Genomic DNA, 15,044 nt, shown 5'->3' with positions numbered 1-15,044 from the left:
CTTGATATATATCACAGAATATGAAAATAGTGTACACCAGGGAGGTTAAGCTATGGGTTCCAGGAAAGAGAACCATAGATTCTTAGAACAGGGTAACCAGCTTTCATTTCCTGAAGCGCGTTTTGGATTAACAAAAAAAGAAAACGTGGCTCCGAGTCCGATCAAAGAAACCAAAAGCGAATCTCGTTCCCAACAACAAGTTTTGAACATGCTCAGTGCATTGCAACAAAATTTCACATCGCTGTTGAATGTGGTTACCAACCGGCTCAGTTATGACAAAACGAAAGAAATGGCGTTTGACCGCCTTTATAAAGAGATGGAAGAGTTGAAGCAGGACCAGGAACTTCAACAACTCCGTCCGCTTTATATTGATTTGATTCTGCTGATTGACCGGATGAACAACATTTATAACGATCAGCTGGATGTCGGAGGACAAAATCCCGAATTAATTGACATTCTGCAAACCTTGAGCCATGAAGTGCTGGAAATTTTGTACCGTCGCGGCGTTGAATTGATTGTTGCCCCGTCCAACAAATTTGATCCCAAAATTCAACAAGTGGTTGAAGTGATTCCCACCAATAACCCTGCAGAAGATAATATGGTTGTCCATATGATCCGCCATGGCTTTAGATATGGAGACGTGGTTCTCAGACCTGAAGAAGTGGTGATAAAAAAATATAATCCCTGATTGAACGGAATATGACAACAAACGAGGATTAGCCATGATGTTGGCTAATCTTTCATCATTGAACCCTTTTCATGAGCATTTGGGGACCGGGGTGAAAGACGCATTTTTTTGTCAACCGTTTTTTACACTACATAGATTTTGCCATTTTGCGTGAAAGAGGGTAGTATATGGGAGCTTTCCCGTAACCCATGGGTTATAAGTGATCGAAGGAGTGAAAAAAGATGGGAAGAGTCGTTGGGATCGACCTGGGAACAACCTATTCGGCGATCTCTGTTGTAAATAAATACGGGAAACCGGAAATTATGGTGAACCGGGAAGGGGAACGGATTACTCCTTCTGTCGTTCTCTTTGATGGTTCGGATGTGGTTGTGGGCAGTATTGCGAAACGTTCTGCAGTTGCAAGTCCTTTTAATGTTGTCCAATTTGTGAAAAGACAGATTGGCGACAAGGCATGGAAATTCACCACGGAACAAAACGAAGACTTTACCCCCGAAGAAATTTCGGCCATGATTCTCCGGCGCCTGAAAGAAGACGCGGAAACCCTGCTGGGGGAAAAAGTGGAAGATGCCGTCATCACCGTCCCCGCTTACTTTGACGATGCACAACGGAAAGCGACACAAGACGCGGGAAGAATTGCAGGTCTCAATGTTCTTCGCATCATTAACGAACCCACCGCAGCGGCACTGGCATACGGATTGGACAAGATGCATATGGAGCAAAACATTCTGGTTTATGATTTGGGTGGCGGAACCTTTGACGTGACCATTATGCACTTGTCTCCAAGCGGATTGAGGGTGTTGTCCACCGGGGGTGCCAAAAACCTTGGCGGCTTTGACTGGGACAATGTGGTGATGAACTACCTGAATGAAGAGTTCCAAAAGCAAGGGGGCATCGATCTGTTGGAAGACCCCATGCTGGAACAGGACTTGCGTGATAAAGCGGAAATCGCCAAGAAAACCCTTTCTGTCCGTGACCGCACCAATGTATTCCTGTCTGCCAATGGAATCAACGCATCCATCACCCTGACAAGAGAGATTTTTGATGAATTAACCGCTCCTCTCCTGAACCGGACCCAAAAAATCATGGAATTCGTTTTGGAAGACGCAAACATTGAATGGAAAGACATTGACAAAGTCCTTTTGGTCGGCGGCTCGACCCGGATGAAACAAGTTCCTGCCATGATCGAGCGTGTCACGGGAATCAAGCCGTCATTGGATGTCAATCCGGATGAAGTGGTGGCTTTGGGAGCTGCCATCCAAGGTGCGATCCTGCAGATTAAGGAAGGAAATGCCGACCTCTCACTCAGCCAGTCCTTCCCGGTGGTTGAAGTGCAGGATGTCAATTCTCACAGCATGGGGGTTGTGGCGCTGGATGAATCCGGGCAAGAATTCAACTCCATCGTACTCAAAAAAGATACCGTGATCCCCAGCAAAGTAAGCGGCCATTATGAAACCACCGTTGATCAACAGTCCCAATTGCATTTGCAAGTGACGGAAGGGGAAGACATGGATCTGGATTATGTAAAAATCGTGGGGGAAGGCATGATCGACTTGCCGGAATATCCCAAAGGCGCTCCCCTCGAGGTTATTTTTGAGTATGACAGTGATGGAATCATCCATATCTCGGTGATTGACTCCACAGCGGGGAAATTGCTGGGGGAATTGAATATCGAGCGGAAGTCCAACCTGACGGAAGAAGAAGTGTTGGAAAAACAAGAGCGGATGAAAAAGCTGGCGATCGGTTAATCGGTTGGCATCTTTGTACATAATAAACAGACAGAGAATGGGATTGACAAGAGCACTTATTTTATCTTTCATGAAAAGATGAAGCTTGGGAAACCAAGCTTTTTTTTATGGGAAAGGGCATGAAAAAATCCATTCCGTGGGGGCGGATGCCAGGGAATGGATTTTCAGTCTCGTTATTGAATCGTTTTTCCATCGGCGGTCTGAATGACGAATTGGTTTTGCGGGCCGATGGAGCCTTTGGGAATTTCCGCATAACGCCGGGGTGCTTTTCCGGCTCTTCCGCCCTCCTCATCAAATTCAACCAGAATGCGGGTCACCTTGGGCTGGATTTTTTGCAGGGCCTTGATTTTCAGCCCTTTTCCCATGTATGATTCGTCTTTGATTTGAACCAACAGCATGTCTTTGTTATTCCAATCAAGGGTATCCTGAAACATGGCGGGGTGCTTTTCCTTCGTATATACCCATACGCCTCCATGCGGTTGTCTTTCGGGTTCGCCTTCTTTCCAATTGATCAACGTAAAAGGAATTTCTTCGTAGGTTTCCTGTGCGGGTTGTGCCTCTGAAAGATCGATGTGATCTTCCGGAACCGGATCTGCACCGGCAGAAGATTCACAACCGGTTAACAGGCTCAAAGATAAGGCAGAAGCCAAAAGGAATGGGACAATCCTCATCGAACCCAACCTCCTTTAAGACTAAGTCCTATGCTATTAAAATAAAATTACTTCGTCAATGGGATAAATGTTGTTATTCGGTGAAGGAGGGATCCAATGCAGATTCGGCCCGGCCTTTTTCTTCATTGACGGTGAAAAGCAATACAATTCCGATGATGAAGAAAAGGACTAACGAGGCAATGCCCGTCCGGCCCGATCCCATCCATTGCCCGGCCAGACCAAACACGGCCGGTCCGAAAATGGAGGCAAATTTGCCGGACAAACTGTACAAACTGAAAAATTCCGCCTGCCGCCCCCGGGGAATCAGCCGGCTGAATATGGCCCGGCTCAACGCCTGGCTTCCTCCCTGCACCCATCCGACCATGACCGCCAAGATATAAAAGTGCAGAGCCGTTTGCATAAAATAACCGAAGATGACAATGACGAGGTAAACAACCAAGGTGAAGATCAATGTGGGTTTGGAACCCCGGCGGACGGCCAGTTTCCCGAAGAGGAACGTGCAGGGAATCCCGACGAATTGTGTCAAGAGCAAAGCGATGATGAGATCGGTCTGATGAATGCCAATTTCCACACCATAAATATTGCCATTTTGATGATGGTGTTGATCCCGTCGCTGTAAAACCAAAAAGCGATCAGAAATTTCAAGAGTTCCGGGTATTTCCTTGTACTTTTGAAGGTGCCGGTGACGGAACGGATGCCTTTTCGTGTCAAGCGGAAGACGGAAGCGGGAGGGGAAGAACGCTTTTTTTTCTTGAACATGGCGAAACATCGGAATGGAGAAAACCCACCACCAGACGGCCACGGTTAAAAAGGTGACCTGTGTGGCGAAGGTTCTTGTAAAAGAAAAAATATTGTGAAATTGGATCAGAAATAAATTCAATGCGAGCAAGATGCCTCCGCCAAGATAGCCCAATTGATATCCGCGGGAAGAAATGCGGTCCCGTTCGTGTTCCGGGGCAATGTCGTTTAAAAAGGCGTCATAAAAGATGTTGGCTCCGGAAAAAGCAACGGTTCCCATAACCACCGTAACCGATGCCCACAACCATTCCCCTTCATTGATCGTGAACATGCACAGGGTGGATGAGATGCCAAGACCCGTAAAAAAGGCAAGGAAACTTTTTTTATTGTGCATGCTGTCCGCAATGGCTCCGAGAACCGGAGTGATGAGCACCACCAGGATGAGAGAAATGGACTGCGTGTATCCCCAATAGGCGGTGGAAGCGGAGGGAGCCAGGTGTTTTCCGGCTACTTCCGAGTAAAAAATCGGCATCACGGTGGTCATAATGATCGTGGCATAAGCTGAGTTGGCCCAGTCATACATCACCCAACCAAAAACGGCTTGCTTGTTCATGCATTTCTCCTTTTTTTTCATTCATTTCAACACAGGAAAATTTTTTCGGTGAAAGAAATTTGAACGTTTGGACGGATCAGGCAATCCATCCGTCAAGGTTCTACTCTCTTTTTCATAATCATGATAGAATGAAGCGTAGAAAATAATTCGAGTGCATGGCAGATGGGCAAGCAGAACGGATCAGAGGGAAGGAGGGAATGAATGATTGAGGAAAGTGCAAGAGGGTGAATGGATTAAAGAAAGATACCGTGTATTAAAAGGTTTTCCATTTGTGATTGGCACATTATACTATACGGAATATCATTGTGGTCAGGATGAGGTACATACCCGGTTTGTTCATGCCCTTGACCTTCAATTGGTGAATGCTGATTTTGATCCGAAGTCACTTCTTCATCGGGATGAACATGTGTTTTTCCCAATCCGTGAGGTTTTTTCCGATGAAACAAAAGGGTTGCTTTTCCAGGTTTTCCGGCGCTTGGAAGGAACGCTTCTGGCACATTATCTGGGAACGCATGCACCATTGTCTTTGAAAGAAACCGTAAATTTAGGCCGCAAAGTCATACAGCATTTGCTCCGGCTTTATGAAATAGGCCAGTTCACACTTGTCCATCCGCAAAATATGGTGCTGACATCAGGCCGGTCTTTGCGGTTTTTATATGGGGGAAATAAAGGAGAATTGCCCAAAGGATTTGCAGGATCTGTTTCGGGAAACACCAGCGCGGACCGGATTTATGATACGTACACCGTTGGCGCATTGTTATATCAGATGTTGACTGGAAAGAATCCCATGGCACAAGGACTCACAATTCCCTCTGTTTCTCAATACCGTCGAGACTGCCCGGCTGAACTGGATGAATTTGTGCAGCGATCGATCTCTTTTGATATCCATAAACGACCTCATATCGAAGAGATTGCCGACTTCTTGGATTGGATGGCAGAACGTTTAGAAAAAAAGGTTGGAGGAGAAAAATGAGTGAGTTTAAACAGAAAGGTGAACGAATTCGGGGAAGTTATGAAGTTTTAAGTGTATTCCCTTTTGTGGAAGGGGTTTTGTATTTTACGTCCGTAAAAAAAGAGGCAGAAGAAGGCACCACCCGGTTTATTCATGCCGTAAAGCTGAAAAACCAGCCGGAAGAGCACGAGTTGGAAGAGTTAAAAAAGCGAAACAGCGAAGTGTTTTTCCCGGTCCAGGATGTGTTCATCGAAGACGGGATCCTGTATCAGGTGTTTGAGCGTATGGAGGGGGACTTGCTGGGGGTTTATTTGATGCGTTCCGCTCCTCTTCCCATGGCGGAAGTGGCCAACTTGTTGAAAAACATCACCAGCCATCTGTTACAATGTTATGACGATGAGCAATTTGCCCTGGTCGACCCGCAAAACATGGTGTTGCAATCGGACGGCCATCTCCGCTTTTTGTACGGGGGCCCCAACCGTTTGTTCAGTCACTACCGCCAAGAGACCGAAGATGTGAAGAAATTGGGTCAGTTACTTTATTTTATGCTGACCAAAGAGCGGATTGACGACAAAACCACGCAGATCGATTCCATTCGTTCCTCCCGTTCGGATTTGCCATTGCAATTGGAAGGGCTGCTGTTGCGGTCATTATCCAATGACGCCATTAAGCGTCCGCGCATCCATGATTTCTGGAAATGGGCCTATCAATATGAAGAGAAAAAACCAAAAGCCTTGGATGAAAAACCGGTTGCGGATGATCAGGAGGAGAAACCGGCGGAAGAGAAAGGGAAAATGAAAAAGCCGGCTGCATCCGATAAAAAAGAGAAGGCGAAAAGCGCCAAGAAAGAGAAAAAAGAACCGGCCAAAAGCCGGAAAGGATGGAAGCGGTTCGGGTTGGTGGCAGCGGCCGTTGTGTTGGCTTTTGTGGTGATCCAAATGTTTGCCGACAACACCCGGGAAACGTTGGCCGGGGTGATTGATCCGACCGTGGAAGAAAATCCGCAAGAAGCGTTCAATTACTTCCGCCAATCGACACAAGCTTATGACCAAAAGCAATTGGATCAGGCCATTCTCCTGGGGCGCAAGGCGTTAAGCGCCGATTTGGAACAAAAAGAGTATTTCTTGCATTTGGCGAACTTATACGGATTGAAAGAAGATTATCAAACCGGATTGCAGATTTTAAAAGCGGCAACGGATAAATTCCCGAAAGATTATGAGTTACAAGATGCCTTGTCGGTGTACGCTTATTATCTGAAGGATTATGAACTGGCCAAGGAAGCATCGGATCAGGCGGTTTCCCTGACCAGTGAAGAAGCAGAAGTTTATTACCATCAAGGGAAAATTTACGGGGCCATGGGGGATTATGATCAAGCAGTCCAATCCCTGAAGTTTGCCACCTATTTGAAAAAGAAAAATGCACGTTACCAACATGACCTGGCGGTTTATCTTTTCAAACAGGGAAAGATTGATGAAGCGATCGAACAAGCCAAAAAAGCGGCCAAATTGGCCAGCAGCAAAAAAGAAGAATATTATGTGACGCTGGGTGTCCTTTATTTGAAAAAATGGGAACAAGTTTATCAAGACAAAAACATGAACGCCGAAGAGAAGAAAAAAGAACTTGCCAGCTACTCCAAATCTGCTTTCCGGGCTTTCAATGATGCAGTGGATGAAGAATCCAAATATCCGAGAGCGCAATATTACCGTTCCATGGCTTACTATTTGTACGGATATTTCATCTCCGCCAATCAGACAGCGGAAAAAGCCGCCAAATATGATCCGAAAAATCCTCTCTACCACTATCAACTGGGAATCACCTGCATGGGGCTGGGAGACAAAGAAGGAGCGCTGAAAGCTTTTGAACGCGCATACCAGTTGGATCCGAACCAGTCTTTGTATCAGGATGCGATTAAAAAAGCCCAACAAATGCAGGCCACACCACAAAATAAGGAGGCAAAACCGGAAGATGAAGAAGCCAATAAGTAAACTCTTGATTCCGTTCATCCTGGTGGTCGCTGTGATCAGCGCGGTCGTTTGGGCGGTTGGAGGGGATGATGAAAAAGCCGGCGTTCCGATCATCGTCCGGACCCCGAAATTGGAAATGCAATTGGATAAAATCGAGAAAGATCCTCTGCCTTTGGATATTCAGGTTGAAAAAAGGTGACACCCAAAAAGGCTGTTGACAACCCCGGTAGGTCAACAGCCTTTTTCATGGGTTGTCAGGGGAATTGCGGCAAAATTGTATACAATGCTGTCAATGTCGAGGCTGTTTGATGAACGGGTTTCATGGTATATTGTAAGGGGAATTGTTTTATATGCTTAAAGATATGGGAATGAGACCGGATTCAACCGGTGAAAGATATAGTAAAAGACGGGTTAAGGAGGCTCTGTGAGTGGAGCAGGAACAGTCCAATCAGAAAAATCGAAGAAATTTGGGTTGGCTCGGACTTTTTTTGGTCAGCATCGGAACCAAGTTGAAATCGATCTTGCCCTTGTTGAAATTTGGAAAGTTTGGCGGCACATTGATCACCATGGCGATTTCCGTCGGAGGATATGCGCTGCTTTTTCCTTATCAATTTGCCATCGGTTTGGTTTTGATGATTTTCATCCATGAAATGGGACATGTTTGGGCGGCAAAGATCAAGGGATTGCCTGTGTCGGCACCGGCCTTTATTCCGTTTGTGGGTGCGTTGATCACCATGAAGAAGCAGCCGAGCGATGCGGCGACGGAAGCCTTTGTCGCTTTGGGCGGTCCTCTTTTGGGCACGTTGGGGGCGGTTGTTTCCTACGGTTTGGGAGTTTGGCTTGATCAGGATCTTTTGATCGCCATCGCCTATATCGGCTTGTTTTTAAATTTGTTTAACCTGATCCCCATTCATCCTTTGGATGGCGGAAGGATTGTCGTGGCGATTACCCGTTGGCTGTGGGTGGTCGGTTTGATTGTGGGGCTTTTTTTGATCATATATTTGAAAAGTATTTTGCTGTTGATTATTTACATTATGTTTTTGATTGATTTATGGGGGGCATACCGGAAGAAGAAGCCGAAAAAAAGAGAGTTTGTGATTGAAGCCAGGGTGAAAAAGGAGCGTTTTGATGAAGCCGGGTTGTGGATCCCGGGTGAATATCACCAACGTTCTTTGCCGTTTCGCCAATATTGTTTCATCCAAGACCAGAGAGAAATGGCGGAAGTGGGTTATCCCGGGCTTGGGACGATCCTCCAGTTTGAAATGATGGGACAAATCCATGAGATGACGTTGGTACAGACGATTCCCCCTTCTCCGGAAGATCCGGAAGTGAAAATGAAGTTAAAAGGGACTTATACGCCTCTTCGTGTGGGAGGTATTAAACAGGATGAGAAGTATTACAGCGTGCCTCCGAAGTTGCGGTGGATTTACGGCACCGTCTACGTGGGGCTGGCCGTATTTATCGGCTTTATGATGTATCAAATCGGCCAAATGGGATTGACGTGACCAAAAAAGGAGCTCCGGATCCGGGCTCCTTTTTTTACTGCACGGTAACGGTTTTTTCCTGGTGATCGTGAATCTTTTCTTTTTCCACATGCAATTTCAAATGATATGTTCCTTTTTCCGGAAAGGACAAGGAGGCGGTGTACTCACCGGGTTTCTTTTCGGAGGCCTCGACAAACTTATGTTGTTCGTTGCCTTGTTTCCAGACCTCCAACCGGACATCGGCACCACTTAAAGCTTTTTGATTCAGTTGAATGTGTGCCGATGCTTCAATGGCTTGCCCGGCCTGAATGTTGTCCGGGACCGTCAGATGCATTTGCACCCCGGAATCATGGTGCGCGTGGGAGTCATTTTGGACGGATCCGACGGTAAACGAACCACTGGTCATCTGGTGGATGCCGGGGGCGGTGACATGGACCACCACGTGATACTCCCCGTCCTCAGGGAATTTCTGTACTGCGGTATATGTTCCGTCGGCCTGATGGGTTGCTTTGAACGTTTGATGTTCTTTCCCTTGTTTCCAGACTTCAAATTCGACATTGGCATCCGGAAACGGTTTGTTTTCGGCCGTAATCACGGAACTTAACTCAACCGGCTGATTCTTTTCGGGATGGTCCGGGGATGATTGGAAAGTGATATTCAGCTGGGCCGGTGTTTGCAGGTTTTGCTGTTCCTTGGTTTCGGGTTTTAACTGTCCGCATCCGGCGGCAACCAGGATAAAGAGAACCAAATGAAAAAAGAATAAATTACGCTTCATGATGGCGGACTCCTTCCGTAACTTCCGGTCTGTATCATGCTCATTGTAGCAAAAGCGGCAGGAATGACTATCCCTCTTTGGAGCTATTCTCTCCCCGGTCGTTCCCTTCCATCCATCCTTGTTCATAGGCATAACGGGTCAATTGAACTCGATTATTCAAGTGGAGTTTCTGCATAATATTTTTCAGATGGTTTTTGACGGTGTATTCCGATATCAGGCACTGGCGTGCGATTTCTTTATTGCTGTAACCCTGGGCCACCCATGTTAAAATTTCTTGTTCCCGTTGGGTCAGATTGGATTGTTTGGAAGGAACGGGGGTGGTATGGAATTCATGCAAAATCCGGCGGGCAATTTCTTTGGGCATGGGGGTTTCGTCTGCGGCAACGGCTTGTAAATATTCCAGCCACAAGGAAGGCTTCAGGTTTTTCAGCAGATACCCCTGAGCCCCCTGTTTTAAAGCGTCAAACAGATCGGAAGCATCATCGGAAACCGTGACGATGACAATTTTTACGGACGGGAACTGTTCTTTGATGATGCGGGTGGCGGTCAGGCCGTTGATCTTTGGCATGTTGATATCCATTAAGATAAGATCGGGACGGGCGGATTCGGCGAGTTCGATCACTTCCTTTCCGTCGGCTGCTTCGCCCACGATTTGAAACCGGGAATCTCTTTTGATAATCAAACGCATGGCTTGGCGCGCGTGTTCATGATCATCTCCAATGACAATGCGATAAAGGGGATTCACTCGTTTTCCCTCCCTTTTTGGATGGTCAGAATGGTTTTTCCGTCCTGTCGTGTTAATTGAAGTCCGGCGCCGATGCTTTTTACCCGTTCTTGCATGATGCGCATCCCGTATCGGTCCGGGTAGGAAAACACATCGCCTTCAAACCCGATTCCGTTGTCTTCCACCGTGCATCGCCATCCTTGGCGGAACGGTTCGAAAGAGACTTGGACCCAAGTGGCCCGGGCATGTTTTCGGACGTTGGTCAAGGCTTCCTGTATACAGGCATACAGTTCCACTTTTTCTTTGGTGAGAAGGGATCCGGTTTCCATTTCGAAACGGGCTGAAATGCGGACCCCGGTATCGATTTCAAATTCGCGGAACAAATGCATCAATTTGTCCTTTAAAAGAAAAGGAGCGGGGTGTTCCGGATTTTTTAAACTGGCGATCGCTTGACGGACATCATCGTGCAATTGTTGCAAGTGTTGATGAACCCGGTTTAATGAAGGATCGGGGTGTTTTTCCCGCAGGGATTCCAGTTCCACCGAACACAAAAACAACGTTTGTGCCATGCCGTCATGCAATTCGCGGGCGATTCGCTCCCGTTCCTGTAAAACGGCATTTTCTTCCCGCTCTTTTTTTAGAGCTTCTTGGATTTCTTCATAAATCACAAATAAATGCACCAAGAGGGTTAATGTGACCCCCAAAACGATCAGAGGGGTGAGCCAGTTGCCCAATTCCATGGAGATATAAGGCAACAGGTATTCATGACGGATATATTCCCAGATCCCCACCGCGATCGTGGGGATTGTCAAAATGAGCCATTTGATTTGTTTATAAGTCAACGGGATCACTCCAAAAGCCATTTCAAAATTTACTTTACACGAAAATAAACGAAAAAAAATGAACAAACTGTCGAACATCCTTTTTGCGATCTTGTAAAATGAAAAGAACATCACTGGAAAGAAGGGGAATCATGAAAGCAATCATCTTTGACTTGGATGGAACATTATTTCAAACCGAAAAAGTGGCCGTTCCCGCATTTCAGGAAACTTTTCGCCATTTACAGACGACGGGCAAGTTTCAAGGAGACATCCCCGATGAGGAAAAAATTCAATCCGTTTTCGGAATGACGCATCAGGAATTGTGGGAGGTTTTGTTGCCGGGGGCAGACAGTGCCCTCAAAGAAAAAGCGGATCGGTTCATGCTGCAAAAAGAGCTAGAATTGTTCCGCCAGGGAAAAGGGGAGATTTTTCCCGGGGTCAGGGAAACCTTGATGCAGTTTTATGAAGACGGATGGCCCTTGTTTGTGGCCAGCAACGGGGCCGGTGATTACGTGCGCACGGCTTTGGAAACAAAAGGATTAATTTCTCTGTTTAAGGGAATTTATACAGCAGGAGAGTATCAAACGGCTGATAAATCGGATCTTGTCCGCATTTTAAAAAATGATTACGGGGTGACGGACGGTTTGATGGTCGGAGATCGCAGTTCAGACATCAAAGCCGGCAAGGAGAATCAACTGTTTTCGGTTGGATGCCGCTATACCGGATATCCCTGTTTTGGTCAAGAAAATGAACTGGACGAAGCTGATGCAATCATTCATTCTTTTCCGGAACTGAAGCAAGTGGTCGAAGCAACAAAAAAGTGAACAGGTGAAGGTGATGGATGAGGTTTCCAACCTTTTGATTTTCAAGTCGGGGAACAATGAAGTCAAAAGGAAGGAAATCTCTTTTTGTACCGGGAGTTATCACGAAAGAAAAGAGGGTGAAAAATGGGAGAAAGTGTATGGATGGTTTCTTACCTGGAAGTGGCGGTTCGTTTGTTTATGGCGGCACTTTTGGGAGGGTTGGTCGGTTGGGAACGTGAACGGCATAACCATCCTGCAGGCTTTCGCACACATATTTTGGTCAGTGTGGGCTCGGCTTTGATTATGCTGATTTCCATCTATGGTTTTACGGATTATATGGCGGAGCAGAATGTCCGGTTTGATCCTTCCCGGTTAAGTGCACAGGTGGTGAGCGGAATCGGTTTTTTGGGAGCGGGAACGATCATGCGCCACCGTGCATCGGTGACAGGGTTGACGACGGCGGCTTCTTTGTGGGTGGTCTCAGGCATCGGGCTGGCGGTCGGAACCGGTTTTATCTTCGGGGCCGTCCTGACCACCATTTTGGTTTTGGTGAGCCTGGAGCTTTTAAACCGGTTGGAAAGCATGTGGATCAAAAAGAAACGTCTTTGTCTGCTTCACATCATTGCCGAGGATGAACCGGGCAAACTGGGCGAGCTGGCATCGCTGATCGGGCGGTTTGGCGGAAAAATAAGGCGGGTGCACATGGAGGAACAGGAAGAAGAGGATGAGGGCCGTCTGTTGGAGATCACTTTTACCATCCGCATCCACGAAAAAGTCCCCATTCCCCAATTGGTGGAGGAAGTCCGTCAGCTTGACGGTGTAAAATCAGTTCGCGTGGATTAAAAACAAACGGTACATGTCAAGGTAAAAATTGGTCAATACTGAAAATAAATGCAGGGGACTTGGCAAATGGAAGCTTTTTTCTTATAATGAATATCAGAAGGTCAAAGTTAGTCAAGGTCAGCAGGAGGTTGTCCGAATGAGTAGTATTTCGGACATAATTGAACGCTATTTAAAAAAAATAATCAATGAAAGCGAAGACGGCGTGATTGAGATCAAACGCAGTGAATTGGCGGATATTTTCCAATGCGTCCCTTCTCAGATCAATTATGTGATCAGTACCCGATTCACGGTGGAGAAAGGGTATATCGTGGAAAGCAAAAGAGGGGGAGGAGGATTTATCCGCATCCAGAAAGTACGTTATAAGAATCGTCATGAAATTTTTGATGAAATGTTGTCATATATCGGGGATGCCGTCACCCAGATGACGGCGGAACATGTAATTTCCAGATTGATGGAAGAAGATTTGATGACAAAGCGGGAAGCTTTGCTCATGAAGCGTTTGATTTCCCGTGAAACCTTGCAGTTGCCGATTCCGCTTCGGGATCCGGTGCGGTCAAGGATGATGAAAGTTTTACTTACCACATTATTAACCAGCAAAGGAGAGTGACGGCCGATGCTCTGTCCCGAGTGTGGTAAACGGCCGGCAACGATTCATTACACCAAGATTGTCAACGGCGAAAAGTCCGAGTTTCATTTATGTGAAGTTTGCGCACAGGAAAAAGGAGAACACATGCCCGGGTTTGACAATGGGTTTTCTTTCCATCAACTTTTGTCCGGGCTGTTGAATTTTGATTCCTCTTCTTCCGGCGGACATACAGGATATGAAACGAATTTGCTCCGCTGTCCCACATGCGGGTTGACTTATAATCAATTCAGCAAGGTCGGCCGCTTTGGATGCGGTGATTGTTATCAAACGTTCCAGGATCGTTTGGAACCTTTGTTGAGAAGGATTCACGGCCATACATCGCATAACGGGAAAATCCCGTCCCGTGCCAAAGGTGAATTAAAACTGCAGAGAAAATTGGAACAGCTGCGTGAACAATTGGCGCAAAAAGTTCAGGCTGAAGAGTTTGAAGAAGCGGCCCGTTTGCGTGACCAAATCCGAGAATTGCAGGATCGACTCAAGAAGTAGGGAGGAAACACCATGTCACTCGAACATTTCATGAACCATGCCATCAGTGAATGGATGCGGGTGAAAGGTCCTCTGTCAGATGTGGTATTCTCCAGCCGGATCAGGGTCGCAAGGAATTTGGACGGATTTCCGTTTCCCATGCTGAGCACCGCATCCCAGGCGGAAGAAGTGATTCGCAAAGTCGAGCAGGCATTGAAACAAGATCAGTCGAAGTACTCCTTCCTGGCAGGTGCTGAATTGATCCGCATGAAGGACCTGTCTGATTTGGAAAAAAGCGTGTTGGTCGAGAAGCATTTGATCAGTCCGATGTTGGCGGAAGAATCACGGCATGGCGCCGTTTTGTTGAATAAAGCCCAATCTGTCAGCATCATGATCAATGAAGAAGATCACATCCGCATTCAGGTGTTGTTCCCCGGATTGCAAATGAAGCAAGCCTGGGAACTGGCCAATGAGATTGATGATTGGTTGGAAAGCCACTTGAATTTTGCTTTTGATGAAAAGTGCGGTTATTTGACCAGTTGCCCGACTAATGTCGGGACGGGAATCCGGGCTTCGGTGATGCTTCACTTGCCGGCTTTGGCCATGACCCAGCAGTTAAACCGGTTGTTGCCGGCGATAACGCAAGTCGGGCTTGCGGTTCGCGGAATATACGGAGAGGGCAGTGAAGCTTTGGGCCAATTGTATCAGGTTTCCAATCAGGTTACGCTGGGATTGGATGAGAATGAGATTTTGGAAAACCTGCAAGGAGTTGTCCGGCAAATGATTGAACATGAACATACAGCCCGCGGACGGCTCCAAGAGGTTTCTTTGATTCAGCTGGAAGACCGTGTCCATCGTTCATACGGGACTTTGGCCCATTGCCGCATCATTGATTCCAAAGAAGCGATGAGCCTTCTCTCTGATGTCCGGTTGGGAATTGATTTGGGATTTATCCGTGGCGTTTCGGCCAGTGTCATGAATGAATTGATGGTGATGATTCAACCCGGATTTTTGCAACAGTATGCCGGGGAACGGCTGAATGCCGAACAAAGGGACATTCGCAGAGCCCGGTTGATTCGTGAACGTTTGGCCATGGAACATAAGTCCTGACA

At 46.8% G+C, this 15,044-nt stretch carries 16 protein-coding genes; 11 read left to right on the top strand and 5 right to left on the bottom strand.

All coding sequences use genetic code 11. The features are described 5' to 3' along the window. Positions 1 to 145: 145 nt before the first annotated feature. Both FA954_RS00645 and FA954_RS00640 read left to right on the top strand, forming a co-directional pair. A complete protein-coding gene (locus FA954_RS00645; protein ID WP_175413157.1) occupies positions 146 to 688 on the top strand; it encodes a nucleotide exchange factor GrpE in 543 nt (180 codons plus the stop codon). A 221-nt stretch (positions 689 to 909) separates the two neighbouring features. Next, on the top strand, positions 910 to 2,433 hold the full coding sequence (locus tag FA954_RS00640) for an Hsp70 family protein (protein WP_049720813.1): 1,524 nt from the start codon (positions 910 to 912) through the stop codon (positions 2,431 to 2,433). A gap of 173 nt (positions 2,434 to 2,606) precedes the next feature. On the opposite strand, the gene FA954_RS00635 is transcribed toward FA954_RS00640, so the two are convergent. After that, positions 2,607 to 3,104: a hypothetical protein gene (locus FA954_RS00635; protein WP_037996943.1), complete on the bottom strand. Its 498-nt coding sequence runs from the start codon at positions 3,102 to 3,104 to the stop codon at positions 2,607 to 2,609. A gap of 73 nt (positions 3,105 to 3,177) precedes the next feature. Beyond that, entirely contained in the window at positions 3,178 to 4,455 is a 1,278-nt protein-coding gene (locus tag FA954_RS00630; RefSeq protein ID WP_342353651.1) for an MFS transporter, read from the bottom strand. Between the two features lie 205 nt (positions 4,456 to 4,660). Between FA954_RS00630 and FA954_RS00625 the strand changes: the two genes are divergently transcribed. The 4 genes from FA954_RS00625 to FA954_RS00610 all read left to right on the top strand — a co-directional run bounded on the left by FA954_RS00625 (position 4,661) and on the right by FA954_RS00610 (position 8,876). Continuing rightward, positions 4,661 to 5,428: a protein kinase family protein gene (locus FA954_RS00625; protein WP_049720814.1), complete on the top strand. Its 768-nt coding sequence runs from the start codon at positions 4,661 to 4,663 to the stop codon at positions 5,426 to 5,428. Then, positions 5,425 to 7,392, top strand: coding sequence for a tetratricopeptide repeat protein (locus tag FA954_RS00620; protein WP_049720815.1), 1,968 nt, complete (start codon positions 5,425 to 5,427; stop codon positions 7,390 to 7,392). Before FA954_RS00625 ends, FA954_RS00620 begins: the two co-directional genes overlap by 4 nt. Continuing rightward, positions 7,373 to 7,570, top strand: coding sequence for a hypothetical protein (locus tag FA954_RS00615; RefSeq protein WP_037996955.1), 198 nt, complete (start codon positions 7,373 to 7,375; stop codon positions 7,568 to 7,570). The genes FA954_RS00620 and FA954_RS00615 overlap by 20 nt, the downstream gene beginning before the upstream one ends. 229 nt (positions 7,571 to 7,799) lie before the next feature. Next, positions 7,800 to 8,876, top strand: a complete 1,077-nt coding sequence (locus FA954_RS00610; protein ID WP_037996957.1) for a site-2 protease family protein — start codon at positions 7,800 to 7,802, stop codon at positions 8,874 to 8,876. Between the two features lie 34 nt (positions 8,877 to 8,910). Here FA954_RS00610 and FA954_RS00605 read toward each other — a convergent pair whose 3' ends face one another. From FA954_RS00605 to FA954_RS00595, 3 genes are all read right to left on the bottom strand, one after another. After that, positions 8,911 to 9,630, bottom strand: coding sequence for a FixH family protein (locus tag FA954_RS00605; protein ID WP_037996961.1), 720 nt, complete (start codon positions 9,628 to 9,630; stop codon positions 8,911 to 8,913). A gap of 67 nt (positions 9,631 to 9,697) precedes the next feature. Further along, complete coding sequence (locus FA954_RS00600; RefSeq protein ID WP_037996963.1) at positions 9,698 to 10,375, bottom strand: response regulator; 678 nt, start codon at positions 10,373 to 10,375, stop codon at positions 9,698 to 9,700. After that, entirely contained in the window at positions 10,372 to 11,196 is an 825-nt protein-coding gene (locus FA954_RS00595; protein WP_037997069.1) for a sensor histidine kinase, read from the bottom strand. Before FA954_RS00595 ends, FA954_RS00600 begins: the two co-directional genes overlap by 4 nt. 131 nt (positions 11,197 to 11,327) lie before the next feature. Between FA954_RS00595 and FA954_RS00590 the strand changes: the two genes are divergently transcribed. The 5 genes from FA954_RS00590 (at position 11,328) to mcsB (ending at position 15,042) form a co-directional block, all read left to right on the top strand. After that, positions 11,328 to 11,999 (top strand): HAD family hydrolase, encoded by a 672-nt coding sequence (locus tag FA954_RS00590; RefSeq protein ID WP_049720816.1) that lies wholly within the window; start codon positions 11,328 to 11,330, stop codon positions 11,997 to 11,999. 123 nt (positions 12,000 to 12,122) lie between these two features. Further along, entirely contained in the window at positions 12,123 to 12,821 is a 699-nt protein-coding gene (locus tag FA954_RS00585; RefSeq protein ID WP_037996966.1) for an MgtC/SapB family protein, read from the top strand. A gap of 136 nt (positions 12,822 to 12,957) precedes the next feature. Next, positions 12,958 to 13,428 (top strand): CtsR family transcriptional regulator, encoded by a 471-nt coding sequence (locus FA954_RS00580; protein WP_037996967.1) that lies wholly within the window; start codon positions 12,958 to 12,960, stop codon positions 13,426 to 13,428. A gap of 6 nt (positions 13,429 to 13,434) precedes the next feature. Further along, positions 13,435 to 13,953 carry a protein-arginine kinase activator protein McsA gene (gene mcsA, locus FA954_RS00575; protein WP_037996971.1) on the top strand — a complete coding sequence of 173 codons (519 nt, stop codon included), beginning with the start codon at positions 13,435 to 13,437 and terminating at the stop codon, positions 13,951 to 13,953. Positions 13,954 to 13,965: 12 nt separating this feature from the next. After that, on the top strand, positions 13,966 to 15,042 hold the full coding sequence (gene mcsB / locus FA954_RS00570) for a protein-arginine kinase McsB (RefSeq protein WP_037996974.1): 1,077 nt from the start codon (positions 13,966 to 13,968) through the stop codon (positions 15,040 to 15,042). Positions 15,043 to 15,044 lie beyond the last annotated feature (2 nt).

Source organism: Thermoactinomyces vulgaris, assembly GCF_005886755.1.
GTDB lineage: Bacteria > Bacillota > Bacilli > Thermoactinomycetales > Thermoactinomycetaceae > Thermoactinomyces > Thermoactinomyces vulgaris.
The sequence above is the reverse complement of the archived record's forward strand: the minus strand, read 5'-3'. Positions and strand labels throughout refer to the sequence as shown.

Bases quoted from the DNA above. Each gene is read 5' to 3' on its own strand.
- FA954_RS00640 (WP_049720813.1), top strand. From the start codon at position 910: ATGGGAAGAGTCGTTGGGATCGACCTGGGAACAACCTATTCGGCGATC.
- FA954_RS00635 (WP_037996943.1), bottom strand. From the start codon at position 3,104: ATGAGGATTGTCCCATTCCTTTTGGCTTCTGCCTTATCTTTGAGCCTG.
- FA954_RS00630 (WP_342353651.1), bottom strand. From the start codon at position 4,455: ATGAACAAGCAAGCCGTTTTTGGTTGGGTGATGTATGACTGGGCCAAC.
- FA954_RS00620 (WP_049720815.1), top strand. From the start codon at position 5,425: ATGAGTGAGTTTAAACAGAAAGGTGAACGAATTCGGGGAAGTTATGAA.
- FA954_RS00615 (WP_037996955.1), top strand. From the start codon at position 7,373: ATGAAGAAGCCAATAAGTAAACTCTTGATTCCGTTCATCCTGGTGGTC.
- FA954_RS00605 (WP_037996961.1), bottom strand. From the start codon at position 9,630: ATGAAGCGTAATTTATTCTTTTTTCATTTGGTTCTCTTTATCCTGGTT.
- FA954_RS00590 (WP_049720816.1), top strand. From the start codon at position 11,328: ATGAAAGCAATCATCTTTGACTTGGATGGAACATTATTTCAAACCGAA.
- FA954_RS00585 (WP_037996966.1), top strand. From the start codon at position 12,123: ATGGGAGAAAGTGTATGGATGGTTTCTTACCTGGAAGTGGCGGTTCGT.
- FA954_RS00580 (WP_037996967.1), top strand. From the start codon at position 12,958: ATGAGTAGTATTTCGGACATAATTGAACGCTATTTAAAAAAAATAATC.
- mcsA (WP_037996971.1), top strand. From the start codon at position 13,435: ATGCTCTGTCCCGAGTGTGGTAAACGGCCGGCAACGATTCATTACACC.
- mcsB (WP_037996974.1), top strand. From the start codon at position 13,966: ATGTCACTCGAACATTTCATGAACCATGCCATCAGTGAATGGATGCGG.